We start from the raw sequence: 26,372 nt of genomic DNA, 5'->3' as shown, positions 1-26,372 counted from the left end.
CGCGGCGGGCCCCTGTTCCGCCCGGTTTGCCGGGGTGACCCGCGGTTACTTCTTGCCCTTGACCGGCCCCGCACCGTCATCGCTGGAAAGCACGGCGATGAACGCCTCCTGGGGAACCTCCACGGAACCCACCATCTTCATCCGCTTCTTGCCCTCCTTCTGCTTCTCCAGCAGCTTCCGCTTGCGGGAGATGTCACCGCCGTAGCACTTGGCGAGGACGTCCTTGCGGATGGCGCGGATGGTCTCGCGGGCGATCACCCGGGAGCCGATGGCGGCCTGCACCGGCACCTCGAAGTTCTGCCGCGGGATGAGTTCCTTCAGCTTGGCGACCAGCCGCACGCCGTAGGCGTACGCGTGATCCTTGTGGGTGATCGCCGAGAACGCGTCCACCTTGTCGCCGTGCAGCAGGATGTCCACCTTGACCAGGCTGGAGGACTGCTCGCCGGTGGGCTCGTAGTCCAGCGACGCGTACCCGCGGGTCTTGGACTTCAGCTGGTCGAAGAAGTCGAAGACGATTTCCGCGAGCGGGAGAGTGTAGCGGATCTCGACGCGGTCCTCCGACAGGTAGTCCATGCCGAGGAGGGTGCCGCGGCGGGTCTGGCACAGCTCCATGATCGCGCCGATGAACTCCGTGGGCGCGAGGATCGTGGCACGCACGACCGGCTCGTACACCTCCGCGAGCTTCCCCTCGGGGAACTCGCTCGGGTTGGTGACCGTGTGCTCGGTGCCGTCCTCCATGATCACGCGGTAGACGACGTTGGGCGCGGTGGCGATCAGGTCGAGCCCGAACTCCCGCTCCAGGCGCTCGCGGATCACGTCCAGGTGCAGAAGCCCCAGGAAGCCGACGCGGAAGCCGAAGCCGAGGGCGGCGGAGGTCTCCGGCTCGTAGACGAGCGCGGCGTCGTTGAGCTGGAGCTTGTCGAGGGCCTCGCGCAGGTCGGGGTAGTCGGAGCCGTCGAGCGGATACAGCCCGGAGAAGACCATGGGCTTCGGGTCCTTGTACCCGCCCAGGGGTTCCTGGGCGCCCTTGGCCTGGCTGGTGATGGTGTCACCGACCTTGGACTGGCGGACGTCCTTCACACCGGTGATCAGGTAGCCCACCTCGCCGACGCCGAGCCCGTCGGCCCCGATCATCTCGGGAGAGTTGACGCCGATCTCCAGCAGCTCGTGCGTGGCGCCGGTCGACATCATCCTGATGCGCTCGCGCCTGTTGAGCTGCCCGTCGACGACACGGACGTACGTGACCACACCCCGGTAGGAGTCGTAGACGGAGTCGAAGATCATCGCGCGGGCGGGCGCGTCGGCGACACCGACCGGCGCCGGGATCTTCTCCACGGCCTTGTCGAGCAGCGCGTCGACGCCGACACCGGTCTTGGCGGACACCCTGAGCACGTCGTCGGGCTCGCACCCGATGAGATTGGCGAGCTCGTCGGCGAACTTCTCGGGCTGCGCGGCCGGCAGGTCGATCTTGTTGAGGACGGGAATGATGGTGAGGTCGTTCTCCATCGCCAGGTAGAGGTTGGCGAGGGTCTGGGCCTCGATGCCCTGGGCGGCGTCGACGAGGAGGATGGTCCCCTCGCAGGCGGCGAGCGACCGCGAGACCTCGTACGTGAAGTCGACGTGCCCCGGGGTGTCGATCATGTTGAGGATGTGCGTCGCCCCCTGTCCGGGGCCCGTGGTCGGGGCCCACGGCAGACGCACCGCCTGGGACTTGATCGTGATGCCGCGCTCGCGCTCGATGTCCATGCGGTCGAGGTACTGAGCGCGCATCTGCCGCTGCTCGACCACTCCGGTCAGCTGGAGCATCCGGTCGGCGAGCGTGGACTTGCCGTGGTCGATGTGCGCGATGATGCAGAAGTTGCGGATCAGAGCCGGGTCGGTGCGGCTCGGCTCGGGCACATGGGTAGGGATCGCGGGCACGCAGGGTCCTGATTCTTGAGGCGTCCGCAGTGTCTGCGGTCTCGGGTCGGATCGATACGTAGCCTCCATGGTCCCACGCGCGGGAACCTGCGACCGGTTTGGGCCGCGGAGGGGACGGATCCTGGTGAGGCGGCGCCCGGCGGCACCGGCAGCGCTCGGGGAGGCCGACGGAACGGGCCGCGTGCGGGGAACGGGACGGACGCCGGGGTGGCCGAGGCTCGGCGGGCGTCGGGGGCGGCGGGCCGGTCGGGGGCACATCAGACCGGTCGGGGCGCGGCAGACGGCAGACCGGCCGGGGGCGCGGCAGACGGCAGACCTGTCGGGGCGCGGCAGGCCGGCCGGGGCGCGGTGGGGTCGTCTTCCGTGGGTTTGGGCTGGCCGGAAGGCGGCTGGTAGCCTGAGTGGCTGTGTCTCCTGCCCTCTCAGCGCGAGGCACGTCTTCAAGAAATCATCGGCGCGTGAGGCGGCCAGCCTCGCGTGCCTGAACCTGTAAAGGCTCATTCGTGGCGAACATCAAGTCCCAGATCAAGCGGAACAAGACGAACGAGAAGGCGCGCCTGCGCAACAAGGCCGTCAAGTCCTCGCTCAAGACCGCGATCCGCAAGGCTCGCGAGGCCGTCGCCGCGGGTGACGCCGAGAAGGCCACCGAGCTCCAGCGCGCCGCCGCGCGCCAGCTCGACAAGGCCGTCTCGAAGGGCGTCATCCACAAGAACCAGGCCGCCAACAAGAAGTCGGCGCTGGCCACCAAGGTCGCGGCTCTCAAGGGCTGACACTTGATTTGACGCCGGACGGAACCGAGCGGGCCCTCTCTCATCCGCTCCCACCCGGCACCCGGGTTCGTACGCGGCCTGCGTTCGCCACGCGGGTACGAGCCCACGAGCTTCAACCGAAGGCCCCGCCCCCGTCCTTCCCCAGGACGGACTGCGGGGCCTTCGGCCTGCGCGGTCACGACCCGGCGTCAGGACCAGAAGTCGTTGTCCTCGTCGATGTCCGCGACGCACTCGTCAAGATCGGTGATCTTGTCTCCGGCGATCCGGAAGACGATGCATCCGTCCTCCTCCAGACGCTTGCCCCGGCGCTCGGCCGTGAGATGGTGCAGGGCCACCACATGCCCCCGGCCGTCGGCGAGCACCTGGCGCGGCTCCAGACGCAGCGTCCCGTCCGTCTCCTCCAGGAGCCGCCGGTACATGTCGATGATCGCGTCCCGGCCCTTGAAGTCGCCCGACAGCGGATGGCTGCCGGGAACGTGGTACGTGGCGTCCGCCGCCATCGCCCCACGCAGGATGTCCAGGTCACCACGCGAGAAGGCGTCGTAACCCTTGCGGATGAGCATCGCCTGCGGGTGTTCAGCCATGGCAATCGCCACCTCTCCGTCACTTCGGCGATGAACGGCTGTACGTCCGATTCTCCTCCGCACAGCCCCCGGGGCCACCGGTCGCCGGCCGACGCGCACCACCAGGCCGCCGGCGGAGCCCCGGGGCGTCGGGGCGCACGGGTGCGCGCCTCACGCGTGCCCTCGCCTCAACCGCGCCCCCGGGAGCGCGCCGCCCTCGCGATCGTCACCACCGCCTTCTCCAGGGCGTACTCCGGGTCGTCCCCGCCGCCCTTCACTCCCGCGTCGGCCTCGGCCACGGCCCGCAGCGCGACCGCCACCCCCTCCGGCGTCCACCCCCGCATCTGCTGCCGCACCCGGTCGATCTTCCAGGGCGGCATCCCCAGCTCCCGGGCGAGGTCCGCGGGTCGTCCGCCCCGGGCCGACGACAGCTTCCCGATCGCGCGCACCCCCTGCGCGAGCGCGCTCGTGATCATCACCGGCGCCACTCCCGTCGCCAGCGACCACCGCAGCGCCTCCAGGGCCTCCGCCGCCCGCCCCTCGACCGCCCGGTCCGCCACCGTGAAGCTCGACGCCTCCGCCCGCCCTGTGTAGTACCGCCCCACCACCGCCTCGTCGATCGTCCCCTCGACGTCCGCCACCAGCTGCGACACCGCGGACGCCAGCTCCCGCAGGTCGCTCCCGATCGCGTCGACCAGCGCCTGGCACGCCTCCGGTGTCGCCGAGCGGCCCCGCGCCCGGAACTCCCCGCGTACGAACGCCAGCCGGTCCGCCGACTTCGTCATCTTGGGGCAGGCGACCTCCCGCGCCCCCGCCTTGCGCGCCGCGTCGAGCAGGCCCTTGCCCCTGGCGCCGCCCGCGTGCAGCAGCACGAGGGTGATCTCCTCGGCGGGCGAGGCGAAGTACCCCCTCAGCTCCTTGACGGTGTCGGCCGACAGGTCCTGCGCATTGCGCACGACCACGACCTTGCGCTCGGCGAAGAGCGACGGACTCGTCAGCTCGGCCAGCGTGCCGGGCTGCAACTGGTCCGAGGTCAGGTCCCGTACGTCCGTGTCGGCGTCGGCGGCCCGGGCGGCGGCCACCACCTCCTGCACGGCACGGTCGAGCAGGAGATCCTCCTGGCCCACGGCAAGGGTGACGGGGGCGAGAGGGTCGTCGTTCGCGGTCTTCTTGGCCATCACGGACAGCATCCCACGCGCCACCGACAACGCGGCGCCCGGCGCCGCAGGCCTCACCACGTGGGGAAGGAGCCAGAGGCCCCGCCCCGCGGGGAGGGAGCGGAGCGGGCGGACACCGCGGCCCGCACCGCCCCGCGTCGGCTACGGCTCCTCGCGCCAGCCGTCCCACTCCCCCGCGAACGCGTCGAGTTGCTCCGGGCCGAGACGCTCCTCCTCGTCCCGCAGCACCACGAGCCACTGCGCGTCCTCCGCGTCGTCCTCACCGGCCAGCGCGTCCCGTACGATCCGCGGCTCCTCGTCCAGCGGGAACCGCTCCCCGAGCGCCTCCGCCGCCTCTTCCGCTGCATCGCGGTCGGGCAGCACCAGCACATGTCTCGCATCGCTCACGGGGCCATCTTCCCGCCGCGCCCCACACCGCCGGCCCCCGGGGCCGCCCGGAAGGTCCCGGTCCCGCCGCGTCCACCGGGCCGCGGGCGCTCCTCATCGCCGGTCGGCCCTTTCACCGGCCTCCCGCACGGTCGGCACCCGGTCCAGCTCGATCCCGAACCGCTCCCGGTACACCCGCAGCACCTCCTCGTCGCTCCCCAGTTCCGACACCTCCTTCCGCCCGTCCGGGGCCGTCAGCGTGATTCGTCTGCCGCTGAGCGTGATCCGCCCTCCGTCCTCCGTGACCCGTGAACACACCAGCGACCGCACGAAGTGCGAGGCCGGCGACGTGCTGTTCCACCAGGCCCCGGTCACGAAGTCCCCGAGCACTCGCGGGCGTACCTCCAGCCGGTACTGCGGACTGCCGTCCCGCAGCACGTCGAGGTCCTCGAACTCCGCCGTACCGCCGCCTCCGCGCACCCCCGCCGCGTCCGCCCCGGCCTCGACCACCCGGAACGTCCCGCCGGGGTCGGGCTGCTCGCCCCGGTGCCCGAACGCCAGCGGGAAGTGGCTGTGCGCCCCGAAGCCGACATCCGCCAGCCAGTCGCCCCCGTCCACGGTCCGCACGCGCAGCGCCAGATGGTCGTACGGCACCCCGATCCGGCCCTCCTCCCCGTACACCCGCGCGGCGAGCAGGGTGACGTCGAAGCCGACCGCCCGCAGCAACGCGCCGAAGGCGCCATTGAGCTCGTAGCAGAAGCCGCCCCTGCGCGCCCCCACGATCTTGTCGATCATCCGCTTCTCGTCCAGCACGATCTCCTCGCCGAGGTGGATCGACAGGTTCTCGAACGGGACCGCCCTCAGATGACGCAGGTGCAGCTCGCGCAGCACATCGGTGGTGGGCCAGGCGGGGTGTTCGGCCCCGATCCTGCGAAGGTAGGCGTCGGCCTCTGCGGAATTCACGCCATCAGTCTCTCGCCACACGCAGCTCCCGTCCCTCCCCGGCCACGGCGACCGCCCCGTCCTCGTCCGTACGCAGCACGAGGGCACCCCCGCCGCGCAACCGCGCGACCGTACTCGGTGCGGGGTGGCCGTACACGTTGTGCCTGCCGCACGAGATCAGCGCGAGCCGCGGGGCCGCTCTCCGTATGAGCCCCGGATCCTGGTACGCCGAGCCGTGGCTCTGCGTTAGTCATTGGTAGGTCCGGCGCATGCTACGCCGCGGCCACCCGGCGCGACACCCGGAACGGGCCTGCGTCAACGAGCATGAAAAACCCGCCCCGCCAGAGGCTTGCGGTCCTCCGGCGGGGCGGGCGTCTTGGTGGGTCCCCCGATGCAAGATCCTTAAAAGCGACAGGGGTGACGCTGACATGTGATCATGCAGGTTCCAGTTTTGTCGAGTGCCTCGCGACTCCCCGGACTGGATCTTTGAACGGCGTCGCGAGCTGGGCGACCGCATTCGGGCCCTGCGTCTCGACGCCAACTACACGCAGGAGCGCTTCGCGGAGCTGACCGGCATCGACCGACGAACCCTCCAGCGGATCGAGCGCGGCGAGAGCGACCCGCGGTACGGCCACCTGCTGAGGATCGCAGCCGCCCTCGACATCCGCGTCACCGTCCTCGTGGACTGAGAGCCCCGCCTATCCGCCACGGGGGAGACGGACGGACGGGGCCGTTCTGGATGCGCACGGAGGCCGTCCATCTCGGCTACCGTGCTGCCAACCACACGGGAGGTAGCGACGGGATGACGGAGCGCAGTGGACCGTTCGCGCGGAACGGACGGCCGGTGTGCGCCGTATGCCCATCCCTGCGGCACCCGGGCGGCCGGTTCGACGTCGTGGCACGGCCCTCTCGGGACTGCCCCTTCGACCCGGCCACCGGCCACCGGTTCACCGCGGCCGGCGTACCCGTGTGCGTGCACCCCGAGCGGGTCGGGCTCCCCGCCGCCCCGTACGCCAGCGAGGGCCTCCCGCTGCCGTGGGAGATCCCGCCGCCCGCCGAGGCCGGCGAGGTCCCCGCTTGGGTGCGCGCGGTGCTGGACACGGCACCACCGGAAGCCTGCGCCGGGGTCCTCCAGCAGGCGACGCAGATCCTGCTCGCCTCCGACCCCACCACCGACGTCACCGCGGTGCTGCGCGCCGCGCTCAACTAGCCAGCGACCGCGGCGAAGTCGAGCTGGTGCTCGCGCCCGGAGCGGCCCATGCCGATGCTCTCGTACAGGCCGGCGAGCACGTCACGGCGCCGCACGACCTCCTCGTGGTCCAGCCAGTACCGGGCCGGAGGCTCACCCCACGCCAGGCGGTAGCACTCGTGGGTGTACCCGCCTGCGCGGTAGTCGGTGTGCTCCTGGTCGGTCTGGTGGATGATGCTGATGCCGTGCGCGTCGGCGATGCGGGTGAGGAGCTGCGCCTGGGCGAGCATCGCGTGCGTCATCTCGTCGACCGGCACAGCGATCGGGATCTCCGCCTCCCTCTCGTCGCCGGTGAGCGCGTGCACGGCGGCCTTCAGCGCGAGGGCACGCAGGCCCTCCTCGAACAGCGGCGCCGAGTCGGCCTCTAGGTTCCACCGGTCGACGACGGGGAACCCGGTGAAGCACTGCCAGTCCTCGCTGTACTCCAGGCTCGCGGCTTGGAAGGCACCGAACTCGTGGTCGGCCTTGAGGGTGGTGAGAATCTGCTGCGCAGCCTCAGCGACCAGGGTCGGTGCGGGCAGTTCAGTCTCAGTCATCGACTGTCCCTTCTCCGTTGGGTGACACATGACGGGTGGTACCTGGTGGCCGGCTCCCCGACGGGGATCCGCGCTCCGTGGGGGAGCCGGCGGCTTGAGGAGCGTCGACCGCGTGGCGGGGGAACGCACGCGGCCGGCGCCGTCAGTGGCGGCGCACCGTGTTGGCGCAGCGGGCGTGGATACGGCCAGACCGCACAGCACCGCCGGACGGGCTCACCTGGTCGTACGGTCGCGACTCCTCGTCCTCCCGGATCAGTTGGTCGCAGGCGAGGCACATCATGACGCCGGTGAGCCTCTCGTGGTGGTCGACGAGGGCGGCCAGTGAGCGTCCCAGGCGCCGCGCGTAGGCGACGGCCCCGCCCGGTACGGGGCTGGGCGCAGCGCGGAGTTTCTGGCGGGCCTCCCCCAGGCAGGCGAGCGCGCAGTAGCGGGGGATGCTGTTACTCGGCAGGCGCGCGGCCAGCTGGTCGACCGCGGGCATGAGCAGCGCCAGGTGCTCGCGGAGCCGGGCGGTGAGCGCAGCCAGTTCGTCGGCGGCCGGCGGCAGCACGTCCGCGGCGTCGTCCGGGCCGAGCAGGCGCCTGACGGTCTTCCGCATCACCGTGGTGTCCAGGGTCAGGGTGCCGCTCTCGGCCTCCGTGCCGGTCACCGGGTGCCACCCTCGTGGACACAGGCCGGGGAGCAGGGCTCAGCGGCAGGCTCATGGCCGTGCGGAAGCGCCACCACCGTGCCGCGATCCTGCGTGACCGTGCCGTAGCGGTCCACCGTGTAGACGCGGATAGTCATCTTGACCCTGGGCGGCAGTAAGGCCCTACTGTTCGCCATGTCGACTCCTCACCAGTCGGCCATGCCCCCGGGCCGTTCGCGCGGTCGCGGGGGTCTGCTCTGTCATGCATCGAGGATCGGCCCGCGCGCGCAGCTCGGGGATGACCAGCAGGGGTTACCGAGGCGGTAATACACTCGTTCCTGGTTCGGTACGGCGCGATGACGCGCATACGATCACCTGGAAGTTGGCCCCATGGACGCCACTACCCCCGGCCCGCTCGCACCCGAAGTCCTCGACAGGGACGACGTGAAACGAGCCCTGGCAGAGCACGACTTCGCCGCGGCCTTCTCGCTCTTCAAGAAGTGGGGCGGCCTGTCGCAGAACCGCATAGCGTCGGCCTGCCAGCTCACACCCGGCAAGGTCTCCACCATCATCAGCGGGCAGCAGCAGGTCACCAGCTTCGACGTGATCTGCCGCATCGCCGACGGGCTGCGCATCCCCGGCCGCATGGTGGGCCTCGCCGACCGGCCGTGGGAGAGACAGCCCGACACCTCGGACCCGCCGCCCCCTGCGGCCGCACGGTCAACCGACGACGGGCCCTGGCGCCCCACAGCGACCGTGCACCTGGCCGCTGACCTGACCAGGAGCGACCTCGTGATGGACCGCCGAGCAGCCGCCCGCGCCCTCGCCGGAGCCGCCCTGTCCGGGGCCGCGCTCCTCGACTCCCTCGAAGGCTGGCTCCAGCCTGCACCAGCCACCCAGTCCAGCCAGCGCCGCGGCCGCATCGGCATGCGCGAGGTGGAGCAGTTGGAAGGCACGGCGCGGGCCTTCCGCGCCTGGGACCACCGCTACGGCGGCGGCCTGCGCCGCAAAGCCGTCGTCGGCCAGCTCAACGAGGTCGCCGGCCACCTCGAAGAGCACCAGGCTGCGGACGTCGAGCAGGGCCTGTTCCGGGTGATGGCCTACCTCGGCGGCACCGCCGCCACGATCGCGTGGGACTCGGGGCTCCAGCGGCAGGCGCAGAACTACTACCTGCTCGCGCTGCGCGCGGCCCACGCCGCCGGTGATGCGGCGTTCGGCGCCAACGTGCTCGCGGGCATGGCACGGCAGATGCTGTACCGGGACCGCCCGCAGGACGCCCTGGAACTCGTGCACCTCGCGCAGAAGGGGGCCAGGCAGGCGGCCAGTCCTCGCGTCCGCGCCATGCTCCACACCCGGGAGGCGTGGGCGTACGCGGCGATGGGCCGGGCCGCAGCATTCCGGCGGGCCACCGCTGAAGCGGCCGAGTCCCTCGCCGAGGCCCAAGCCGGTGAGGACCCTTACTGGATCACGTACTTCGACGAGGCCGAGCTGTCAGGTGTCACCGGTGGCCGTCTGCTGGACATGGCCCGCACGGCTCCGCAGCAGCACGCGGAGGCAGCGGCGGCCAGCATCCGCGGCGCGCTGGCGACACGCGGCGCGGAGGCCGGCCGCAGCCATGCCCTCGACCTGATCGGGCTGGCAGAGTGCCACTTCCTGATGGGCGACATGACCGGGGCCGTCGACCAGACGCACCGCGCCGTCGACGCCGCAGCCCGCACCCAGTCCAGCCGCGTCCGTACGCAGCTGGGCCAGCTGTACCCGTACACGGTGGGCCGGTCGTCATCGCGTACGGTCGGCGAAGCGCGGGCAAGGATCCGCGAACTGCTGTCGAGCTGAAGGGGAGCGATGTGACCACGTTCGCCGTAACCGGGCACATGGATCTGGCTGAGTCGAGCATCGAGCTGGTGCGCGCAGCCCTGTGGAAGCTGCTCGCCGAGCACGCTGACGGAAGCCTGGTCGGAGTCTCCTGTATCGCGCGCGGCTCCGACTCGCTGTTCGCCGAGGCGCTGCTCGACGTCGGCGGCAGCCTGGTCGTGATCCTGCCGTCGCGGGACTACCGGGAGGCGAAGGTCAAGCCGGACCACGCGCCCGTCTTCGACCGGCTCATCGAGGCGGCCTCGCAGGTCGTGGTCCTGGACCACGAGCACGCCAACAGGGCGGCCTACGAGGACGCCAACAGCGAAGTGCTCCGGCGAGCGGAGCGGCTCGTCGCAGTCTGGGACGGCTCTCCGCCCAGCCCGAAGGGCGCCGGAACCGCGGACACAGTCCTCGAAGCCAAAGAGGCCGGGATTCCCGTGGACGTCGTGTGGCCGGATGGTGCCGCCCGCATCGAATAGGCCCCGCGACGATCAGCACGGTGCCCCGGCCGGGACGGGGGGTGCTCAGGCCGGGGCACCGATGCAGCGCCCCACCTCGCGAGCGGGCACACCACCGCCCCCAGGAGAGCCGGAAGCCTGGGGGGCTCCGGTGAGGCGGTGGGGCGACAACAATGCGCCGGTGTGGCCGGAACACACAAGCCCCAGGACATGGAAAATCCCCGCCACCCGCCTGATGGGGTTCGCGGGCGGGCTGCCGGCAGGGTTGATAGTGTCCGGGCCATACTCCCCGCCTGCGCGGGGGTGTTCCGGTTCAGTCCTTCGAGTTGTCCCCGCGGACGCGGGGTTGGCCACGCCCCCGGGCCCTGACCGGCCGCGGGGGTTTTCACATGCTGTGACCTTACCGCGCCTTACCGCGATATGCCGAGGGTTCCTGCGGTCGCGCGGCATGGTGCGGGAACCTACGGTCGCCAGCATGAGCGCTGATCTTGACCGGACGCGGGCGGTGTGGCGGCAGGTGGCGCAGATCGTCATCGGCCGCATCAAGGACGGCACCTACCCGCCCGGCTCCCGCGTCCCGTCCACGCTGGAACTCGCCACCGAGCTGGGTATCGCCGCGTCGACGAGCCAGAAGGCGCTCGCGCACCTGCGGCGTGAGGGCTGGCTGCGAGGCGAGACGGGCATTGGAACCTTCGTCGTGGACCAGCCGCCCACCTGACCCCGGGCATGACGAAACGCCCCCCACACAGCCCGAAGGCCGTATGGGGGGCGCGGTAGAGCGTGGGGGACAGGCGGTTTGCGACAGCTACATATTCAACGGATTGATCTTGACTCGCTGGCCAGATTGCAGAGGAAAGTTGACGACGCGGAAGGAATGCGCTCCTGTCACTTCGGACAGCGCGTCAAGGATGTGGGGCATGGCAGCCAGATAGGCGGAGGCCGTGACAGCGATGAGCTGGAGTCCAGAGGCATCCGGTTCGCGGTGGCCTATCCAGTGCAGGCCCGTTTCTATGTAGGCCGCTCGTTCTTCGCGGTTGGACAGCTGGTTGCGGTCCTGCGTCATGATGGCGTCGAACCCCCGGCCTTTGACCTCTCTGATCAGGTCGGGGTCGAGGGTGCCCCGCAGCCCCTCGTCATGCGCGGTCATGAACTCGTGACGGAAGAAGACGGCACGCAGGGGGGCGAGGACAGCTGGAGACTCGTTCTCGTCGAGGAAGAACTTCACGCGGCCGTCCTGCGGAGCTGGATTACTTCCGCGTGGAAGTCCGCTGCGTCCGCTGCGGCGGCCTGGGTAACGCTGGGGTAGAAGCGTTCGACGTCGCCAGGCGGGATGCCGCCCTCGACGAGCTTGGCAACGGTGTCGTAGGCGACCCGGGTACCGGCGACGGTGGGCCAGCCACCGAGGCGTTGCTGCTCCACCTCGACGTGAGGCCGGGGACGACGGAAGTCGACGACGCCTCGCCCTTGGAGGTTGGTGAAGGGAGCGAAGGCGTCTTCGACGCTGAGGAGGACTTCCTGGCCAGGCCGGCGGACAAGGTCGATCGCCCGGTCATGTTCTTTCAGGAAGACCGTGTCGCCATCTGTGAGGAGGGTGTAGCGCGATGGGTGCTGCGTGAGGTCCCACTTCCGCATAGTGCTCAGGCCCTTGCGGATTCGTTGCAGAGGCACTTCGGAGCGCAGGCGGACGAACATCCGCAGGGCCACAAGATCACGGAAGGAGTACAAGACGGGGTTGCGCTGTACCTCGGGCTGGAGAAGGTCCTTGCGCCAGCTGGCTAGTTGCCACACTGATGCACCTGTGAGTGCAGCTGTCAGGTCTACAGGGAATCCCACGGTGTCACCTCCTTGGCCTGACTTTGCCAGAAGCTCCTCTGCATCGTCGAGTCCGGCGCGTCGGGCGGGTACCTGCTTGAACGCACGAAACGCCCCCTGCACAGTCCATGAGGACCGTGCAGGGGGCATCACCGTCTCGTCACCCGAGTATGTGCACCAGGAACCAGGCCGCGAACGCGGTCCACGCCACCGCGAACACCGCGGCGCCCGGGCGCGTGCGCACCCGGAACCAGGCGCGGACGCGCTCCGACAGCGTGTCACCCGGCCTGCTGTTACGCAGCGCCCACACCTCCACTCCAGCCCCCACCGCCAGCAGACCGCCCCACACCACATCCGCCGCGGTCACCGGGCCATCTCCCACACCGCCACACCGAGCGCCGCCACCCCGGTGAGAGCGCCGATGCTGGCGAGCGGCCACCGGGTCCGCTCCAGCGCGTCCAGCCGCTTCTCGTGGTCGTCGAGGGTCTTGTCCGTCTGGTCACCGCGCTGCACCAGGAGCGCGAGCTGGCCGTCCACCCGCGCGAACCCGGCCTCCATCGCCCCCCGCAACCGCTCCAGCTCCAGCGCGATCGCCGAGGACTCCGGCGGCGTCATCCGGCCGCCCCGTCATCGGTGCGCAGCCAGCCCGGCAGCAGCCGCTGCACCGCGGGCATGGCCATGATGCGGGTCACTGCGGCAGCCACCGCCAGGCCCACGCCCACGCCCGGCGCCGTCTCCGGGACACCGGACGCGTGCACCAGCAGCGGCAGCGCGGCCGCCAGGCCGACGAGGAACTGCACCGCGGTGCGCAGGACGCGCTTCGTCTCGGTCGTCATCGCTCAGCCCTTCACGTCGAAGCCGTGCTTGGCGCCGAGCTTGGCCAGCGACGCCTTGCCAGGTATGCCGTCCGCCGCGGCACCGCGGTAGCCGCACTCGCGCTGCCACGCCCCGTAGGCGGACACCGTCTTGGTGCCGAAGCTGCCGTCCACCCACCGCTTCGCGAGGAGCCCCTCGGCGTGCAGCGCCCGCTCGACGAGCAGCACCTCGCCGCGGTGCGTGGTGTGCCCCTGCGCGGCGCCCGGGTCCCGGCGGGCCGCCGAAACGACGTGCGCCAGCGACACCGACGGCCGGGACGGCGGCTTCGGGGCCGGAGCTGGCGCCGGCTTCGCGCCGAGCCGGGCCGCGACCCGCCCCCGCATCGCGTGCATGTCGAAGCCCCGCGGGTCGGACTTCCAGTCCGACCACTCCAGATGCCCGATCACCGACCGGGCCGTCCAGCCGTGGTGCCTGCAGATCGCCGCCGCCACCCGCTCGATCGCGAGCAGCTGCTCCGCAGGCCACGGATCCTTGCCGTCGCCGAGGTTGATGCACTCGAAGCCGTAGAAGCGGGCGTTGCCGTCCACCGCGCCCGCGCTGCCCTCGTGTTGGTGCGGGGCGGGCGGCCGGTCCCCGTAGTCCTCCGCGATGACGGCGTCCAGGACGTGCGGGTCGCCGCCGCCCGCGTGGTTCGCCCGCCCGTACCCCACCAGGTGCACGGTGCCGTCCTTGGGGATGACGCCGTGGCACAGCGGGCCGGGCAGCTGGCTGTAGCCGTCCCGGCAGAGGGCGACCGTGCCCGCCGTGCCGGAGGACACGGTGTGGTGGACCATCACGCCGTTCACCGGCCCCCACGAGCCCTTATGGTTCCGGTTGTGGTGCGGCCAGTCGCCGACCTCGACGACGGTCACGCCCTCAGCCTTCAGGGCAGCGAGGAACTCGGCTGCGGACATGGGCTCGGCCATGGTTCAGCCCTCCCGGTCGTCGAGGGCGGCGCGGACGAAGCAGTCCTTCGCCTCCAGGAGCTTGCGCAGCCCGGCGGTCAGCTCCGGGCCGTCGGGGACCAGGTCGACGACGTCCTGCATGATGTCGTGCACGGCCTGGCTGACCGGCTGCAAGTGCGCGGGCAGGTGCCCATATCCGAAGTAACGCACCAGGTGCTGGGTGCTGGGGTGACGGTCCTCGTAAGGTGACGCGGCCATAGGGCCCTCCTGGGCATGAGAAAGGCCCCGGGCCGGGGTGGCGCGGGGCGTGCGGTGATGAACGGGGCGGGGAGGGTGGTCAGCCCTCGTCCCACGCGAGGGTGCGGCCGGTGGTGCTGGGGGCCGCGGTCATGCGGACGCGGACCACGCGCCACCGGCCGGGCGGCAGCGCAAGGCAGTCAGCGAGATCCTGACGGAAGCCCGCCATCGGGAAGCCGCGCGGGTCGGACTTCCAGTCGGACCACTCCAGGTGCCCGATCGCGGACTTCGGGCCCCAGCCGTGCGCCCGGCAGACCGCGGCCGTCGCCCGGACCATCGCCGCGTACTGCACCAGCGGCCACGGATCCCGGCCGTCGCCGAGGTTCTCGCACTCGAAACCGTAGAACCGGGCGTTCCCGTCGACCGCGCCCGGGCTGCCCTCGTGCTCGGTGGGCGGAGGCGGGTAGTCGGCGTAGGACTCGGCGATCACCGCGTCGAGCACGGCCTGGTCGCCGCCGCCGGCGTGGTTGGCGCGGCCGTTGCCGACGAGGTGCACGGTGCCGTCCTTGGTGATGCAGCCGTGCGCCCACGGCCCGGGCAGGCTGCTGTCGCCGTTGTAGACGATGCCGACCACGTCGTCACCGGGGCCGGTGACGGTGTGGTGGATGACCACGCCGTTCACCGGCCCCCAGGCGCCGACGGCATCCCGGTTGTTGGTGCGCCAGTTGAGGACCTCGTCGACGGTCACGCCCTCGGCGAGGAGCGCGGCCACCAGCTGGTCGGCGGTGAGCGGTACGGCCATACGGGGGTCCTCCAGGTCAGGCGGTGGTCGAGTCGGTAATCAAGCCGAGCGTGGCCAGCGCGGTGAGGAGCGAGGCGAGGGCGGCGTTGCCTCCGCGGCTGCCAGTGACCGTTGGCCGCGCGGCCGGGGTCGCGCCGTAGAAGCCGAGCGTGGTCCCGAGGTGCTTGAGGGCCAGGGCCACGGTGAGGCTGTCGTCGGTCTTCAGGGAGTCGGCGGCGTCGCGGTAGAGGTTGGTGTCCCGGGCCGCGTTACCCGGCCCCCAGTCCTGCCGTCCGGAGGCGTCCCGCCGGTACCGGTCGTAGATGTCGCCGGACACGATCGACGCGGCGACGACGCTGGTGGCGGCGCCGAGGGTGGTGGTGACCGTGCCCACCACGTCGCCACCCACCAGGGGCAGGAACGTACCGTCCGCGTAGGCGCGGATATCCGTGGTGACCGTGCGCCGCCGCGGGCCCGCCCCGCCATTGGCGTCGGGATACATCTCGGTCACGCCATCCGGCCCGTAGAACTCCGGTGCCGCCCCGTAGACGTCGGCGGTGAGGATGCCGCCCGCGATCGGCGTGACGCCGTCGATGTCAGTGAGGTCGGTGTACTGCGTACCGCCACTTGCAGCGTTCCAATAGGTGACGCTTGCACCGGGCACCAGCGTCGCCGCGTTGCCGGTGCCCACACTGATCACATAATCGGCGACCCCGCCGAACCGGTACCGGGCCACTGTCACCACCTCACATAGGTCATCGTCAGAAACAGGCTCCCGTTGACGGGCACCGTCCCCGAGAGGGCACGCACCCAGACCTCACCGCTGGTACGCACCTCCGCCCGGCCCGACTGCCCCCCGCTGAACTGGACCGCGAAGAACTGGTTCGGGGTGACCGGCCTCAGCGCGGCCGGCACGGTGGCGACCTTGGAGCCGTCGGGGTCGTCCACGTACAGCGGGCTGCCGATCCGGGTCCTTGCGATCCTCAGCGTCACAACGCTGCCGATCAGGCGGCCGACGTTGCCGCCGGCGTCCGCCCACGTGCTGAAACCCGATCCGAGGGTGAGCTGCCCGGAATCCTCATAGACGGTGACCCAGATGCTGCCGGTCCACATGCGCAGGATGCCGGTGTCCGTCTCGTACGCCTGCTCACCGGGCAGCGGGGACGGGGGCAGCGTGGTCGACGTGCACGGCCGGACGCGCGCGCCCACGTACTGCTCGCCGCGCGTCACGGTCACCGAGGTAGCGCTGTCGGGGACGGTCACGGTGGCGAGGGGGATCTCGTAGACGCCGCTGGAGTAGGTGCCGACGTCCTGCACCAGAGCCGGTGCGCCCGCACCCGCGGTGCCCTCGCGGACGACGGCGGCCACCGTCCAGGTGGCGCGGTCCAGGCGCAGCACCACCCGGTCTGTGCGGGTCGACCCGCTCGCATTCGCGGAGATGACGAGGTTGGTCGCAGTGGTGCCGGACTGCCAGCCGTGGCCGCGCAGGGAGGCGTACACGCCCGCGCGGACGTCGACGGACAGGCCCACACCGGCGGTCACGACTGCGGTGTCGGTGGGGTCGCCGTACACGCCGTCGTCGGAGTAGCGGGAGGCCAGGACCTCGTACTCGGCGTCGGTCACCGCCCCCGCGTTGTAGGTGGCATAGGGCCACGACTGCTGAGCCATGCATTACCTCGCTTCCACTCGGCCGAGCCGCCGGGCCAGTTCGCGGATCCACCGCACCGTCTGACTGGCCGTCGTCTCGTCCTGGCGTCCGACCACCGAGGTGACCAGCTCGCCCTCGTCGGGGGTCGCCTCCAGGCGGATCGTGGTCACCACGTCCGCGATCTCCAGCCCCGTCGGCAGAACCACCGTGACGCGGTCGCCGAGGCCGTAATCGCGCCCGGCCTTCAGGTCGTCGGTGTCGACGGTCACCGTGCTGAGCGATGCCTGCGGGCCGTCATCGCCGAAAGCCAGGTTCGCCGCCTGTGTCAGCTCGGTGCTGCTGGTGGTGCCGGTCTCGTCGACCAGCTTCTCGACCCGGTACCAGGTGGCCGCCTGGCCGGAGGCGGTCTCGACATACACCCGGCTGCCGGTGTCCCCGCCCTGTACCAGCTCGCTGGTGGCGGTGGGCGCGGACAGCTTCCACTGCACCGAGCGGAGGTTGCCCAGGCCGGTGCTGAAGCGGGCCGTGCTCGTGAGGTCGGCGGGCTGGTAAACGCCGAACTTGATCTGGCTGCCGACCTGGCGGGTGCGGAAACCGAGGCCATCGGTGGCGGCCACGGTCCGGCAGGCATCGAGCAGCGCCTCGAACCGGGTCGTGATGCTGGTATTGCTGCCAACCCCGGCCACGCTGTCCAGGACCAGGGACGGAATCTGCCGCGCCGCCAGGGCTCCCGGCCCGCAGTTGACGTTGACCAGCGTCCGAATGATCGTCTCGGCGTTGGTCGTCGTGAGCTGGTACGTGGCGTCCGACGCCGTCACCTGCGAGGCGAACGCGACTGTCGGGTCCGGGTAGGTCAGATAGCCGGCCACGCGCCCCAAGTCGTCGGTGAAGTTGGCCGTGATCTGCCCGGGATCCGGGTTGGAGTCGACGTCCCAGATGCCCTCCTGCGGCACCTCCAGGGGGCCCGCGCACCAGATCGCCCCGTCCCGGATCAGCACCAGGCGCCGCCCGGCCTGAAGCTGGGCGGCGTACTGCGGCAGGGCAGGCAGGGTGATGGAGCCGGCGGCTGGCTGGTTGAAGTTGAGGTCGCAGCTCAGCGACGTCCAGCCGTCCAGGGGATCGCCGACCACCGCGAGGTTCTGGTCGGTGACGAGCAGCGTGATCGCCATGGGTCAGGCCGTCTCGTAGCGCGGGTGGAGAGCCAGATCGACCGCTGAGCCGGGCCCTGAGCCGTCGAGTTGGAAGGTGACCGGGTTGTCGCCCGGGTCGAGCCCCCACAGCACGGCCGCCGGCCAGTTCACGGCTCCCGCCCAGTTGTCCGTGGATCCCTGCGTGGTGGTGGCGACGGTGACCGTGCCGCCCGTCAGGCCTGACGGCGTAACCGTCACCTCGGGGACGTCGGTGCCGAGATACTGGCCCGCGAAGCTGATACTGACCGTGGCTGGCAGCGGGCCGCCGGTCACCGTGACGTCCCCGGGGTCGATGTTCGGCAGGGCTTCCAGCGCGGTCTGCACGGCGGCCGCGGTCGCGTTGTAGGCAATGCTGCCGGTGGTCTGCCCGCCAAACGTGATCGTGATCGTGCCAGCGGTCGCCGAGCCGAGGTTGATGGTCTGCACCTCGGCCGTCTTCTTGCGGATCGTCGGCGGGTTCGTACTGACGATGACCTGCTCGGTGGCCAGCAGCGACCCTGACACCTGCGTCGGATTGATCGCGAAAGCATCGCCGGTGTCGGTGCGTGTGAACGTCACCAGGCTGGCGGGGCCGGTGATCGTCCATGTCGGCCACACGGTGACGTCGCCAGGGTTGGTGACCGTGGTCGCGCCGAGGACTTGGCTGCTGGACACGGTCGGGAACGGGTTGAGGAAGACCCCTGACGTGCCGTACTCACGGCGCACAGCGAGCGCCACCGGATCCACCCAGTACGGGTCCGGGCACCACAGCGTCAGCCCCGTCGCCTTGTCCCAGGTGACACCCGACCCGAAGGCGCCGAGCCCCTGCCAGCCGTCCTGGTAGTAGACGTCGATCTGGCGGCGTGTACCGTCCGGCCGGGCGATCTCCAGCACGCCAGGCCCCTCCCGCAGGGTGCGGGTGAACGCCTTCGCCAACTGCCGCCACCGGGCGATGAACTCCAGGTGGTCGCTGCCTTCCACGAGCAGCGGCCAGGTGATCGTGCGTGGCTGCGGCTGCACGTGCCGAAGGTGTGCGCCCCCGCGCGGCAGGGCGTCCGTGGTCAGCGCGACGGGTGCGGCGCCGAGCCCGGTCACACCGTCCGCGAGCACGTACCAGCCCCGGGCCGTGTCCGTCATCGGCCACGCCACGCCCGAGGGGTCGTAGTAGGTGATCGACGCGTAGCCGACCTCCGGGATCTCGACTGGTGGCGTGACGGCCGACGACGGCGCGATGATCGGCACAGTTCAGCCCCCTTACTTCGGCCGCCGCACGCGCTGGCGTGCCTCGGACTGCTGTTGCAGCCTCTCCAGGTCCCGCGGCGTGAAGTTGGCCGTCCGGGCGTTGACCGTGTACGAGGTGGTGTAGGTGTCGCCGCCGCGAGGCTGGCCGTGGTCGCGCTCCAGGACCGCCACCATCCGCTCGAACGCCTCGGTCTGCCGAGGCGACAGCACCCGCTCAGGACGGAGCGTCGCCTTCGGCATGTAGCCCCGGCCCCTGGCGATACCACCCGCGTCGTACCAGTGCGGCGAGCGCGACAGCCACGCCGAGTACGCGTTGACCGGGTTGCCGTACCTGGACTTGATGTAGCCCAGGCCCCACTTGATCTGCGTGGACGCGCTCGTGCGCCAGTCGGAGCCCGCGGACGCCATCTTGGACGCCGGCAGCGCCTGCGGGATGCCGTAGGCGCCGGACGACTTGTTGAGTGCGCGCTCGTTCCAGCCGGACTCGCCCGTCCACAGGTTCTTCAGCGCGGCCCACTGGGGGCCGGACCAGCCGTAGGCCGCGGCGAGGGTCTGGCCGATCTTCTGGTTGGCCGACGAGCCGCCCCCGCCGCCGCCCAGGCCGAGCAGGCCGAGGATGTCGCCGCCGAGCCCGCCGAGCGCCTTCAGCGCCCGGCCGGGCAGGCTCGTGATGCTGACCAGGCCCTTCTTGACGATCGAGGCCAGGGCCTTCGGTAGCGATCCGAAGACCTTGTGCGCGATGGCGTTGCCGGACGTCCGGGCCAGACCCTTCATCAGGCCGGCCACCAAGTGACCGCCGATACCCATGAAGACCCGCGAGGGTGAGCGGATGCCGAAGAAATGCTTGACCGCGTTGACCACGGGATCGATCAAGTTCTTCTTGAGCCACGAGCCGATTCCCTTTACGGCCCCGACGATCCCGTTCTTCAGCCCGGAGATCAGCGACGCGCCCTTGCTGTACAGCCAGCTGCCAGCCCTCGCGAACTGTGTGGTCACCGGGCTGATGACGTGGCTCATCGTCCACGAGCCGATGCTCCTGGCGATGCTGACCACGCCGTTCTTCAGGCCCGTCACCAAAGCCCGGCCTTTGCTGTACAGCCACGAGCCGGACCGTGCGAAGCGGGCCACGAGCGGGCTGCCCACGTTGCGCCACACCCACGAGCCGATGCCCTTCGCGATCGACACGGCGCCGTCCTTGAGCCCCGTCACCAGGGCCCGGCCCTTGCCGACGAGCCAGGAGCCAGCCTTGGCGAACGGCTTCGTCAGCCAGCCGATGATCCGGCCGATCCATTCGCCGATCGTGCCGCCCAGCTTGAGAATTCCACTACCGAGCCCCTTGATCAGCCGCTCACCGGCACCGGCGAACCTGCCCGCATAGCCCACGATATTGAGGGCCATCTTGCCGATGAACTCGCCCAGCTTCCCCTTGGCACCAGGGAAGACGCGGGTGAAGCCACGGACGATGCCGTCCAGAATCGCCTTGCCGAATTTGCCCAGCGGCTTGAGGACGAACTTGCCGAATCCCTTCTCGATCCAGCCGCCGAGCTTGCTGACGCCCTTCAGCAGCGGCTCGAACACACGCAGGAACGGGATCTTCCCGACGACCTTGGCCAGCCCCCCGGCGAGCCGGCCGATCGGGATGATGGAGACGACCGCGATGATCGTGTCCAGCCAGTGCTTCTTCCAGAAGTCCAGGGAGAACAGGGGCTCGAAGAGGTTCGTGATGAAGCCGATGGCGAGAGGGATCGCGGAGCTGCCGAACGCCTTGCCGACCTGAACGAAATCGATCTTCCCGATGACGTCCGCAAGCTTCTTCGTCAGGTCCGCGGTGTGCTGGCCGACCCATCCGATCGCCGACGACAGGCCCTTGCCGAGCGTGCTGCCGAGCTTTCCCCAGTCGAGATTCGAGATGCCGCCCTCAAGGGCCTTACGGATCGACTCGCCCATCTTCTGGGAGTCCGACGCAGGCAGCGTCGGCAGGGCGATCGCCGCAGGCGCCTGCGGGGCCTTCAGCATCGGCGTGGGAAGCGCCGGGGCCTTACCAGGAACCAGACCCTTGAAGAAGTCCCCAACGGCCGTCTTGGCGTCGCTGAAACCCTGCTTGATCTTGTCAACGGGCACCAAGTTGCCGAGCGTGGTCTTGAAGGCGCCGAGCGCCGGCCGGGCGTACTTGTCGACATAACCGGTCAGGCCGCGAGTGGCCGTGGTGATGCCCTCGATGCCTGTCGTCGCCAGCTTGAGCACGCCGAGATCACCGATCTCGATCATCAGCCCTTCCCACGCGCTCTTCAGCGACGTGAGCTGACCCTGAAGACCCTCCATCTGCACCTTGGCGATCTTGTCGGCGGTGCCGCCCGCGTTGTCCAGCTGCTTCGTCAGGTGCCGCAGCGCGGGGGCACCCTGGTCGATCAGCGCGGCCATCGCCGGGCCCGCCCGCTGACCGAAGATCGTCATCAGGTCGGAGGTGGTGGCGCCCTTCTTGCCGAGCTGCTCGATGATGTCCGCGAGCGGCAGCATCTTGTCGTGGCTGTCGACGACCTTTACGCCGAGCTGGTCGAGGACGCCCTTGATCTTGTCCGTGGGCGCCAGCAGCCGGGTGATCGCACCCCGCAGGCTGGTGCCCGCCATGCTCGCCTGGATGCCCGCGTTGCCCATGAGGCCGATCGCCGCGGCGGATTCCTCGAACTTGATGCCCGCGCTGTGCGCGACCGGGCCCGCGTACTTGAACGCTTCGCCGAGCTGTTCAAGGTCCGTGTTCGTCGAGGTGAACGTCTTGGCGAGGACATCGACGATCTTGCCGGTCTGGGTGGCCTTGAAGCCGTACCCGGTGAGGATGTTGCTCGCGATGTCCGCCGACCGGGCCAGGTCCATGTTGCCCGCCGAGGCCAGCGACAGCACGCCGGGCATCGCCGACATGATGTCCTTGGCCCTGAACCCGGCCATGGCCAGGAAACCCATGCCGTCCGCCGCCTGCGACGCGGAGAACTTCGTTGTCGCGCCAAGCTGCTTCGCCTGGTTACGCAGGTCCTGGAAGTCCTTGCCCGTCGCCCCGGACACCGCGCGCACCTGGTTCATGGACTTCTCGAAGTCCCCGGCCGCCTTCAGCGAGGCGATCGCGAGGCCCCCGGCCGCGACCGTGCCCACCTTCAGGCCGGTGGCGATCGCCGCGCCGACGCCCGAGCCCTGACGTTGCAGGCGCGTGGCGGCATCCCCGACAGTGCGGAAGGTCCGGCTCGCGTGATCGCGCGCGATCAAGTCGTACATCACGCGAGCACCCGCCACGACCGCTCACCCCCTGTCGGTACGCTGGAATCGGCAGTCAAGGCGTGGTCTGGCGAGGCGCGGCTGAGTTCGGCCTGGCGCGGCATGTCAGGGCTCGGCAAGGCACGGCACGGCCTGTCAAGGCAGGCATGAGAGAGGGGCACCGCTGGTGCCCCTCTTGTGCGTCAGGTGATGTCGCGGGAGATCTGGTCGAGGACGCGGTTGACGCTGGCACGCGAGCGCGGCCCCAAGGAGCGCAGGCTCTTGTAGAAGAAAGGCTTCGCAGGCTGCTCCACCCACACCTCGCGATTGCCGTACACGGGGTGTCGCCAGCGGGTATCGACTCGGCGACCGCGTTGGACGCCCTCACCTTCGACGAGTCGGGGCAAACTGCCCTGCTTGTCGGGCATCTTGCGGCCATCGACCCGGAGCCGCACGCCCGCCTGCCTGCCGGTGGTCTTGACCTCCAGCTTCACGGCCTTCGACAGCCGGCCGCGCAGCCCGGACGCGCTGTAGCCCCGCTTGGAGGGAATCTGCCGGATCGCCTGCCGCACCGCCGGCACCATCGGCTGCGCGGCGGCCCGCAGTTCCCGCCGGAACCGCTTCTTGATCTCCTGGTCGTCCATCTGCCGCAGTTCCCGGGCGATCCGGGTGAGGTCCCGGCTCGTGCGCATCTCGAAGTCCGCGACCACAGCACCCCCTTGATCCAGTTGACCCGGTATGTGCGCGGTGGGAGCATCCGGCCAACTGAGCCAAGATTCAGGGGGGATGAGATGAGCAACGAGACCAGACCCGAGACAACTGCGCACTGCGGTCACTGCGAGCAGGACGTGAAGCCCGTCGAGCGGCACGGCTGGCGCAACTTCTGGGCCTGGGTGGCTCTGCTCCAGTTCGCCGCGATCATCGCCGCGATCGTCAACACCGTCAACGCCGTCGACCCGGATGCTGCCGGCGGCGGCATCGGCCGGCTCATCCTGTGGCCGGCGCTCATCCATCCGGCGTGGGCCGGGATCGCAGCCGCTGTGGGTGCGTTCCTCGCCGCGGGAATCGGTTTCGGCCTCGCCGCCGAGCGGGCGGAGAAGACCGCGACCTGCCCCCGCTGCGGGCTGCCGCTCAAAGTCGCCGGCTAGCTCATGTCGGGTATCGAGCCACTGGACTCGTCTTTCGCGATCTGGTCGCAGACCTCGGCGAGCGCATCGAACTCGCCGAGAGTCAGCCGGCCGATGTCGCCTGGGTGGTATTTGAAGCGGTAGGCGAAGGCTCCGAGATACTGCCAGTACCGTCGCTCGGGGTCGGACCAGAGTTCGGCGGCACGGGCCGCGTCGTAGGGTCCACTTCCGCGTTCTCCGCGGCGTCACCATCCTGGCCGTCGCCGTCGCTGGTGATGGGGTCGATCGTGACGTCTGCGAAGTCGAGCTGGTCGAGGTCGGACCAGCGAACCGGTTCCCCGGCGCGCTTCTTGGCAAGGAAGACGATGGCCGCGACCGAATCAGGATCGCCCTCTTCAAGCCCTCCGTACATGCGGGGCGGCGTGAGCCCGCACAGCGTCTTGATCTCGCGGGCCTCGGCGACCAGAAGACGGCCATCGTCGAACTCGTAGATCTGGTCCCCGACAGTCACCTTGATCATGCGGGGATGCTCACGTTCTCGGCCGGCTCAGAGGGGATGGCGAACTGGACCTGGACCATGCCGAGCGAGTTGATCTCCCTGGTCTTGGCCTGGGACATGACCTGCACCGGGAAGACGTCCATCAGGTTCCCGGCGACGTCGCCCTCGTCCATCCACACGATGAACCCGGTCGTGCCGCGGATGAGCAGGCTCCGCACGTCGGTGCCGGTCTTCGACGTGTACAGCGTCAGGGAGCTGTTGCCGACCTCGGTCGTCGAGAACACCTTCGCGTTGAACGTCGTCCCGAGCGCCGGGGCGTCCTCCGTGTTGGAGGTGATCTGCCAGCCGTCGACCGCACCCGTCTCCGGGGACAGTTCGGTGCCGGCGTTGAGTTCGGCGCGCGTCGGGGCCGTCTTGTCGGCGATCGTGGGCACCCACGACACCTTGGACACGCCGCGCCGGTAGTACCGGGTCGAGGCGGTGATGGGAGTGGCGGACATCAGGTCTCCTTACTGGTTGCGCGGCGGCGCTTGACGGGCTGTGCGGGCGTGTCGCCGGAGCTGCCCTCGACGCCCGCCTGACTGATCTGCTCGGTGGCCGGGCCGGAGTCGGTGGAGGGACTGTCCGCGGGCACCCATCCGGCGGACCGGTAGTGCGGCACCGCGGACCGGGGCACGCGGATCTCCTGGCCTTCCGGCAGATTCGGGTGCCGGAGTGTCACGTCGTTCATGAGACCGGCAGTCGGATCACGCAGACCGTGAGCGTGGCAGGCGCCGCGTCGTAGGTGATCGATGCGCGGCCGGTGGAAGGGTCGCGGTACTCGTCATCGACCAGGACGGCGGCCTCCTGCCCGGCGGCCACCACTACCGGCCGGTCGGCGATGGCCAGCCCGTTCACGGTGCCCGGCGTCACGAGGGTCACCGTATGGCTGGAAGCGTCGCCGTTCTTGATCAGCAGGGCCACGCCTGCGCCCGTGGCGCAGTCGTCGCCGCCCGCCGTGGCGGACACGAACTTGTCGTCGATGCGCAGTCCCGTCAGCGGGACAACGTTCGTTGCGAGCGCGGCCATGAAGTTCTCCTCAAGTTGTGGCCGGTCAGGGTGAGGTGAAGGCGTCGCAGTCGACCGAGAAGACCACGGTGGCGGTTACGCCCCGGCTGTCCTGCGTCTGCCGCAGCGACGTCGAGCCGATCGTCGCCTGTAGTACCGCGCCGCCCAGCGTGCGGTCCCGGGCGATCGCCTCACCGCACGCGGCGACCAGCGCGTACACCCGCTGCCGGGCCGCCCGCACGTTCCCGGAGCCGTCGAGTACGGCGGCCGCGCACTGCACGCTGTACCGCTCCAGGTCGGGGCTCGATGCCATGCCGTCGGCGGACACGCTGCCGTCAACGGCAAATTCGTCGTCGGCGCCCGGGTATCCGACCGAGACGACCTCCATGGCCGACGGTTCACGCACCTCGGGCCCATCGAGCACGACCACGCCGGCCAGCCCCTCGGCGGTGGTGAACGCCGCCACCAGGCCGTCGATCGCAGCCGGGACGGTCGACTCCCAGGCGATCATCTACGCCACCCCCGGAGGCGTCCGGTCGGGCTCCAGCAGCTCCAGGGCCCGGTTGGGCACTGCGTAGCCGAGGCCGGGAATCGGCTCGGAGACAGAGAAGTCGTTGCCGCCACCCAGCCGCACGCCGCCCATCGCGCCGCGCTGGGTCTCCCACAGGTGCTGGAGGATGATCCGCCCGGCGGCGCTGATGTTCGGGGTGATCACGGCCCGGCCGGCGGTGTAGGTGAAGCGCAGCGGCCCGTACAGCAGGCCCCCGTCCTTACGCTGCACGATCCCGGTCTCTTCGTCGAGATCGAGGTCGACCGGGTTGTACGTCGTGCCGGAGGTGAGGACCGGCACCACGGATGTGAGTGCGAGCGCCGGGGTGTGCCGCAGCACGCGCACGTCGGCGACGCTGAAGCTGTGCCGCTCGGTGACCGTGCGGCGGGCGCACGGGCCCACGAAGTGCTCCACGACCATCGTGGTGGCGGCGATCCAGTCGCGCAGCTCCTCATCGTCGCCGGTGGACGTAGCGGCGATGTTCAGGTGCTTCTTGCCGTCGGCGAGGGAGAACAGGAACTGCGGGTCTGCGGGCCGGACGTCGAAGACGTCGCTCTGAGCCATCGCGTTCGCACCGGTGGCCACCCACCGCACGATGTGCCGCCCGGCTTGAGCCGTCGCGTAGTCGTAGCTGTAGGTTCCGGTGCTGGCCGGGGCGACCGGGTCGGCTGTGACGGTGGTCTGGTCGGGCAGGGTGATGGTCAGCGCCATCGAGCCGGCATCGACGAGAGCGCCGCTGGCGTCGGTGACGCGCACGCCGAGCGGGACGACGTCTCCGAGGTCGTACACG

At 70.3% G+C, this 26,372-nt stretch carries 35 protein-coding genes and 1 pseudogene; 7 read left to right on the top strand and 29 right to left on the bottom strand.

What is annotated here, in order from left to right:
• Positions 1 to 45 precede the first annotated feature (45 nt).
• Positions 46 to 1,920: a translation elongation factor 4 gene (lepA, locus tag ACFSL4_RS01945; protein ID WP_381077514.1), complete on the bottom strand. Its 1,875-nt coding sequence runs from the start codon at positions 1,918 to 1,920 to the stop codon at positions 46 to 48.
• A gap of 503 nt (positions 1,921 to 2,423) precedes the next feature.
• Between lepA and rpsT the strand changes: the two genes are divergently transcribed.
• Positions 2,424 to 2,690 carry a 30S ribosomal protein S20 gene (rpsT, locus tag ACFSL4_RS01940; protein WP_381077512.1) on the top strand — a complete coding sequence of 89 codons (267 nt, stop codon included), beginning with the start codon at positions 2,424 to 2,426 and terminating at the stop codon, positions 2,688 to 2,690.
• Between the two features lie 188 nt (positions 2,691 to 2,878).
• Here rpsT and ACFSL4_RS01935 read toward each other — a convergent pair whose 3' ends face one another.
• The 5 genes and pseudogenes from ACFSL4_RS01935 to ACFSL4_RS01915 form a co-directional block, all read right to left on the bottom strand.
• The gene (locus ACFSL4_RS01935; RefSeq protein ID WP_381077509.1) at positions 2,879 to 3,274 is read right to left on the bottom strand and encodes a nuclear transport factor 2 family protein; all 396 of its coding nucleotides are present in this window, start codon (positions 3,272 to 3,274) and stop codon (positions 2,879 to 2,881) included.
• A 167-nt stretch (positions 3,275 to 3,441) separates the two neighbouring features.
• The gene (holA, locus tag ACFSL4_RS01930) at positions 3,442 to 4,431 is read right to left on the bottom strand and encodes a DNA polymerase III subunit delta (RefSeq protein ID WP_381077506.1); all 990 of its coding nucleotides are present in this window, start codon (positions 4,429 to 4,431) and stop codon (positions 3,442 to 3,444) included.
• Positions 4,432 to 4,572: 141 nt separating this feature from the next.
• On the bottom strand, positions 4,573 to 4,818 hold the full coding sequence (locus ACFSL4_RS01925) for a hypothetical protein (protein WP_381077503.1): 246 nt from the start codon (positions 4,816 to 4,818) through the stop codon (positions 4,573 to 4,575).
• A 93-nt stretch (positions 4,819 to 4,911) separates the two neighbouring features.
• Positions 4,912 to 5,760 (bottom strand): arylamine N-acetyltransferase family protein, encoded by an 849-nt coding sequence (locus tag ACFSL4_RS01920; protein WP_381077500.1) that lies wholly within the window; start codon positions 5,758 to 5,760, stop codon positions 4,912 to 4,914.
• A gap of 4 nt (positions 5,761 to 5,764) precedes the next feature.
• Positions 5,765 to 5,977, bottom strand: a pseudogene (locus ACFSL4_RS01915) (ComEC/Rec2 family competence protein); the annotation flags it as partial.
• A gap of 220 nt (positions 5,978 to 6,197) precedes the next feature.
• Between ACFSL4_RS01915 and ACFSL4_RS01910 the strand changes: the two are divergent.
• Together ACFSL4_RS01910 and ACFSL4_RS01905 are read left to right on the top strand one after the other, a co-directional pair.
• Positions 6,198 to 6,428 (top strand): helix-turn-helix domain-containing protein, encoded by a 231-nt coding sequence (locus tag ACFSL4_RS01910; protein ID WP_381077498.1) that lies wholly within the window; start codon positions 6,198 to 6,200, stop codon positions 6,426 to 6,428.
• A 206-nt stretch (positions 6,429 to 6,634) separates the two neighbouring features.
• Positions 6,635 to 6,949: a hypothetical protein gene (locus ACFSL4_RS01905; protein WP_381077495.1), complete on the top strand. Its 315-nt coding sequence runs from the start codon at positions 6,635 to 6,637 to the stop codon at positions 6,947 to 6,949.
• Here ACFSL4_RS01905 and ACFSL4_RS01900 read toward each other — a convergent pair.
• The 3 genes from ACFSL4_RS01900 to ACFSL4_RS01890 all read right to left on the bottom strand — a co-directional run bounded on the left by ACFSL4_RS01900 (position 6,946) and on the right by ACFSL4_RS01890 (position 8,349).
• A complete protein-coding gene (locus tag ACFSL4_RS01900; protein WP_381077492.1) occupies positions 6,946 to 7,524 on the bottom strand; it encodes a hypothetical protein in 579 nt (192 codons plus the stop codon). The genes ACFSL4_RS01905 and ACFSL4_RS01900 overlap by 4 nt on opposite strands.
• Positions 7,525 to 7,666: 142 nt before the next feature.
• Positions 7,667 to 8,173, bottom strand: coding sequence for a DUF6415 family natural product biosynthesis protein (locus tag ACFSL4_RS01895; RefSeq protein WP_381077490.1), 507 nt, complete (start codon positions 8,171 to 8,173; stop codon positions 7,667 to 7,669).
• Positions 8,170 to 8,349 carry a hypothetical protein gene (locus tag ACFSL4_RS01890; RefSeq protein ID WP_381077488.1) on the bottom strand — a complete coding sequence of 60 codons (180 nt, stop codon included), beginning with the start codon at positions 8,347 to 8,349 and terminating at the stop codon, positions 8,170 to 8,172. Before ACFSL4_RS01890 ends, ACFSL4_RS01895 begins: the two co-directional genes overlap by 4 nt.
• Positions 8,350 to 8,542: 193 nt before the next feature.
• Here ACFSL4_RS01890 and ACFSL4_RS01885 point away from each other — a divergent pair, with 193 nt between their 5' ends.
• The 3 genes from ACFSL4_RS01885 to ACFSL4_RS01875 all read left to right on the top strand — a co-directional run bounded on the left by ACFSL4_RS01885 (position 8,543) and on the right by ACFSL4_RS01875 (position 11,185).
• On the top strand, positions 8,543 to 9,988 hold the full coding sequence (locus ACFSL4_RS01885) for a helix-turn-helix domain-containing protein (protein WP_381077486.1): 1,446 nt from the start codon (positions 8,543 to 8,545) through the stop codon (positions 9,986 to 9,988).
• An 11-nt stretch (positions 9,989 to 9,999) separates the two neighbouring features.
• Positions 10,000 to 10,488 carry a hypothetical protein gene (locus ACFSL4_RS01880; RefSeq protein ID WP_381077484.1) on the top strand — a complete coding sequence of 163 codons (489 nt, stop codon included), beginning with the start codon at positions 10,000 to 10,002 and terminating at the stop codon, positions 10,486 to 10,488.
• Between the two features lie 454 nt (positions 10,489 to 10,942).
• Complete coding sequence (locus ACFSL4_RS01875) at positions 10,943 to 11,185, top strand: GntR family transcriptional regulator (protein WP_381077481.1); 243 nt, start codon at positions 10,943 to 10,945, stop codon at positions 11,183 to 11,185.
• Between the two features lie 87 nt (positions 11,186 to 11,272).
• Here the strand turns inward: ACFSL4_RS01875 and ACFSL4_RS01870 are convergent, their stop codons facing one another.
• From ACFSL4_RS01870 to ACFSL4_RS01805, 14 genes are all read right to left on the bottom strand, one after another.
• On the bottom strand, positions 11,273 to 11,692 hold the full coding sequence (locus ACFSL4_RS01870) for a PIN-like domain-containing protein (protein WP_381077478.1): 420 nt from the start codon (positions 11,690 to 11,692) through the stop codon (positions 11,273 to 11,275).
• Positions 11,689 to 12,300, bottom strand: coding sequence for a DUF433 domain-containing protein (locus ACFSL4_RS01865; RefSeq protein ID WP_381077476.1), 612 nt, complete (start codon positions 12,298 to 12,300; stop codon positions 11,689 to 11,691). Before ACFSL4_RS01865 ends, ACFSL4_RS01870 begins: the two co-directional genes overlap by 4 nt.
• A 139-nt stretch (positions 12,301 to 12,439) precedes the next feature.
• Positions 12,440 to 12,646 (bottom strand): hypothetical protein, encoded by a 207-nt coding sequence (locus ACFSL4_RS01860; protein WP_381077473.1) that lies wholly within the window; start codon positions 12,644 to 12,646, stop codon positions 12,440 to 12,442.
• Positions 12,643 to 12,894, bottom strand: a complete 252-nt coding sequence (locus ACFSL4_RS01855) for a hypothetical protein (protein ID WP_381077471.1) — start codon at positions 12,892 to 12,894, stop codon at positions 12,643 to 12,645. The genes ACFSL4_RS01860 and ACFSL4_RS01855 overlap by 4 nt, the downstream gene beginning before the upstream one ends.
• Positions 12,891 to 13,115: a hypothetical protein gene (locus ACFSL4_RS01850; protein WP_381077469.1), complete on the bottom strand. Its 225-nt coding sequence runs from the start codon at positions 13,113 to 13,115 to the stop codon at positions 12,891 to 12,893. The genes ACFSL4_RS01855 and ACFSL4_RS01850 overlap by 4 nt, the downstream gene beginning before the upstream one ends.
• Positions 13,116 to 13,118: 3 nt before the next feature.
• A complete protein-coding gene (locus tag ACFSL4_RS01845) occupies positions 13,119 to 14,060 on the bottom strand; it encodes an N-acetylmuramoyl-L-alanine amidase (RefSeq protein WP_381077466.1) in 942 nt (313 codons plus the stop codon).
• 3 nt (positions 14,061 to 14,063) lie between these two features.
• Entirely contained in the window at positions 14,064 to 14,297 is a 234-nt protein-coding gene (locus ACFSL4_RS01840; protein WP_381077463.1) for a hypothetical protein, read from the bottom strand.
• Positions 14,298 to 14,376: 79 nt separating this feature from the next.
• Entirely contained in the window at positions 14,377 to 15,078 is a 702-nt protein-coding gene (locus ACFSL4_RS01835) for an N-acetylmuramoyl-L-alanine amidase (RefSeq protein ID WP_381077460.1), read from the bottom strand.
• A gap of 16 nt (positions 15,079 to 15,094) precedes the next feature.
• Positions 15,095 to 15,793 carry a hypothetical protein gene (locus tag ACFSL4_RS01830; RefSeq protein WP_381077457.1) on the bottom strand — a complete coding sequence of 233 codons (699 nt, stop codon included), beginning with the start codon at positions 15,791 to 15,793 and terminating at the stop codon, positions 15,095 to 15,097.
• Between the two features lie 2 nt (positions 15,794 to 15,795).
• Complete coding sequence (locus ACFSL4_RS01825; RefSeq protein WP_381077454.1) at positions 15,796 to 16,725, bottom strand: hypothetical protein; 930 nt, start codon at positions 16,723 to 16,725, stop codon at positions 15,796 to 15,798.
• Between the two features lie 3 nt (positions 16,726 to 16,728).
• Positions 16,729 to 17,874: a siphovirus ReqiPepy6 Gp37-like family protein gene (locus ACFSL4_RS01820; RefSeq protein ID WP_381077451.1), complete on the bottom strand. Its 1,146-nt coding sequence runs from the start codon at positions 17,872 to 17,874 to the stop codon at positions 16,729 to 16,731.
• Between the two features lie 3 nt (positions 17,875 to 17,877).
• Positions 17,878 to 19,116: a phage tail family protein gene (locus tag ACFSL4_RS01815; protein ID WP_381077448.1), complete on the bottom strand. Its 1,239-nt coding sequence runs from the start codon at positions 19,114 to 19,116 to the stop codon at positions 17,878 to 17,880.
• Between the two features lie 12 nt (positions 19,117 to 19,128).
• Complete coding sequence (locus tag ACFSL4_RS01810) at positions 19,129 to 22,380, bottom strand: phage tail tape measure protein (protein ID WP_381077714.1); 3,252 nt, start codon at positions 22,378 to 22,380, stop codon at positions 19,129 to 19,131.
• 182 nt (positions 22,381 to 22,562) lie between these two features.
• On the bottom strand, positions 22,563 to 23,069 hold the full coding sequence (locus ACFSL4_RS01805; RefSeq protein WP_381077445.1) for a hypothetical protein: 507 nt from the start codon (positions 23,067 to 23,069) through the stop codon (positions 22,563 to 22,565).
• 81 nt (positions 23,070 to 23,150) lie between these two features.
• Here ACFSL4_RS01805 and ACFSL4_RS01800 point away from each other — a divergent pair, with 81 nt between their 5' ends.
• On the top strand, positions 23,151 to 23,507 hold the full coding sequence (locus tag ACFSL4_RS01800) for a hypothetical protein (protein WP_381077442.1): 357 nt from the start codon (positions 23,151 to 23,153) through the stop codon (positions 23,505 to 23,507).
• 82 nt (positions 23,508 to 23,589) lie between these two features.
• Here the strand turns inward: ACFSL4_RS01800 and ACFSL4_RS01795 are convergent, their stop codons facing one another.
• Genes ACFSL4_RS01795 through ACFSL4_RS01770 form a run of 6 tightly spaced genes read right to left on the bottom strand, consistent with a single transcriptional unit; the run spans position 23,590 to position 26,371 of the window.
• On the bottom strand, positions 23,590 to 24,006 hold the full coding sequence (locus ACFSL4_RS01795) for a hypothetical protein (RefSeq protein ID WP_381077439.1): 417 nt from the start codon (positions 24,004 to 24,006) through the stop codon (positions 23,590 to 23,592).
• The gene (locus tag ACFSL4_RS01790) at positions 24,003 to 24,485 is read right to left on the bottom strand and encodes a phage tail tube protein (protein ID WP_381077436.1); all 483 of its coding nucleotides are present in this window, start codon (positions 24,483 to 24,485) and stop codon (positions 24,003 to 24,005) included. The genes ACFSL4_RS01795 and ACFSL4_RS01790 overlap by 4 nt, the downstream gene beginning before the upstream one ends.
• Positions 24,485 to 24,706, bottom strand: coding sequence for a hypothetical protein (locus tag ACFSL4_RS01785; RefSeq protein ID WP_381077433.1), 222 nt, complete (start codon positions 24,704 to 24,706; stop codon positions 24,485 to 24,487). Before ACFSL4_RS01785 ends, ACFSL4_RS01790 begins: the two co-directional genes overlap by 1 nt.
• Before the next feature lie 5 nt (positions 24,707 to 24,711).
• Positions 24,712 to 25,053 carry a hypothetical protein gene (locus ACFSL4_RS01780; RefSeq protein WP_381077430.1) on the bottom strand — a complete coding sequence of 114 codons (342 nt, stop codon included), beginning with the start codon at positions 25,051 to 25,053 and terminating at the stop codon, positions 24,712 to 24,714.
• 25 nt (positions 25,054 to 25,078) lie between these two features.
• A complete protein-coding gene (locus tag ACFSL4_RS01775) occupies positions 25,079 to 25,543 on the bottom strand; it encodes a hypothetical protein (protein ID WP_381077427.1) in 465 nt (154 codons plus the stop codon).
• Entirely contained in the window at positions 25,544 to 26,371 is an 828-nt protein-coding gene (locus tag ACFSL4_RS01770) for a hypothetical protein (protein ID WP_381077424.1), read from the bottom strand.
• Between the last annotated feature and the right edge of the window lies 1 nt (position 26,372).

The organism is Streptomyces caeni, assembly GCF_042678285.1.
Lineage (GTDB): Bacteria > Actinomycetota > Actinomycetes > Streptomycetales > Streptomycetaceae > Streptomyces > Streptomyces caeni.
The sequence above is the reverse complement of the archived record's forward strand: the minus strand, read 5'-3'. Positions and strand labels throughout refer to the sequence as shown.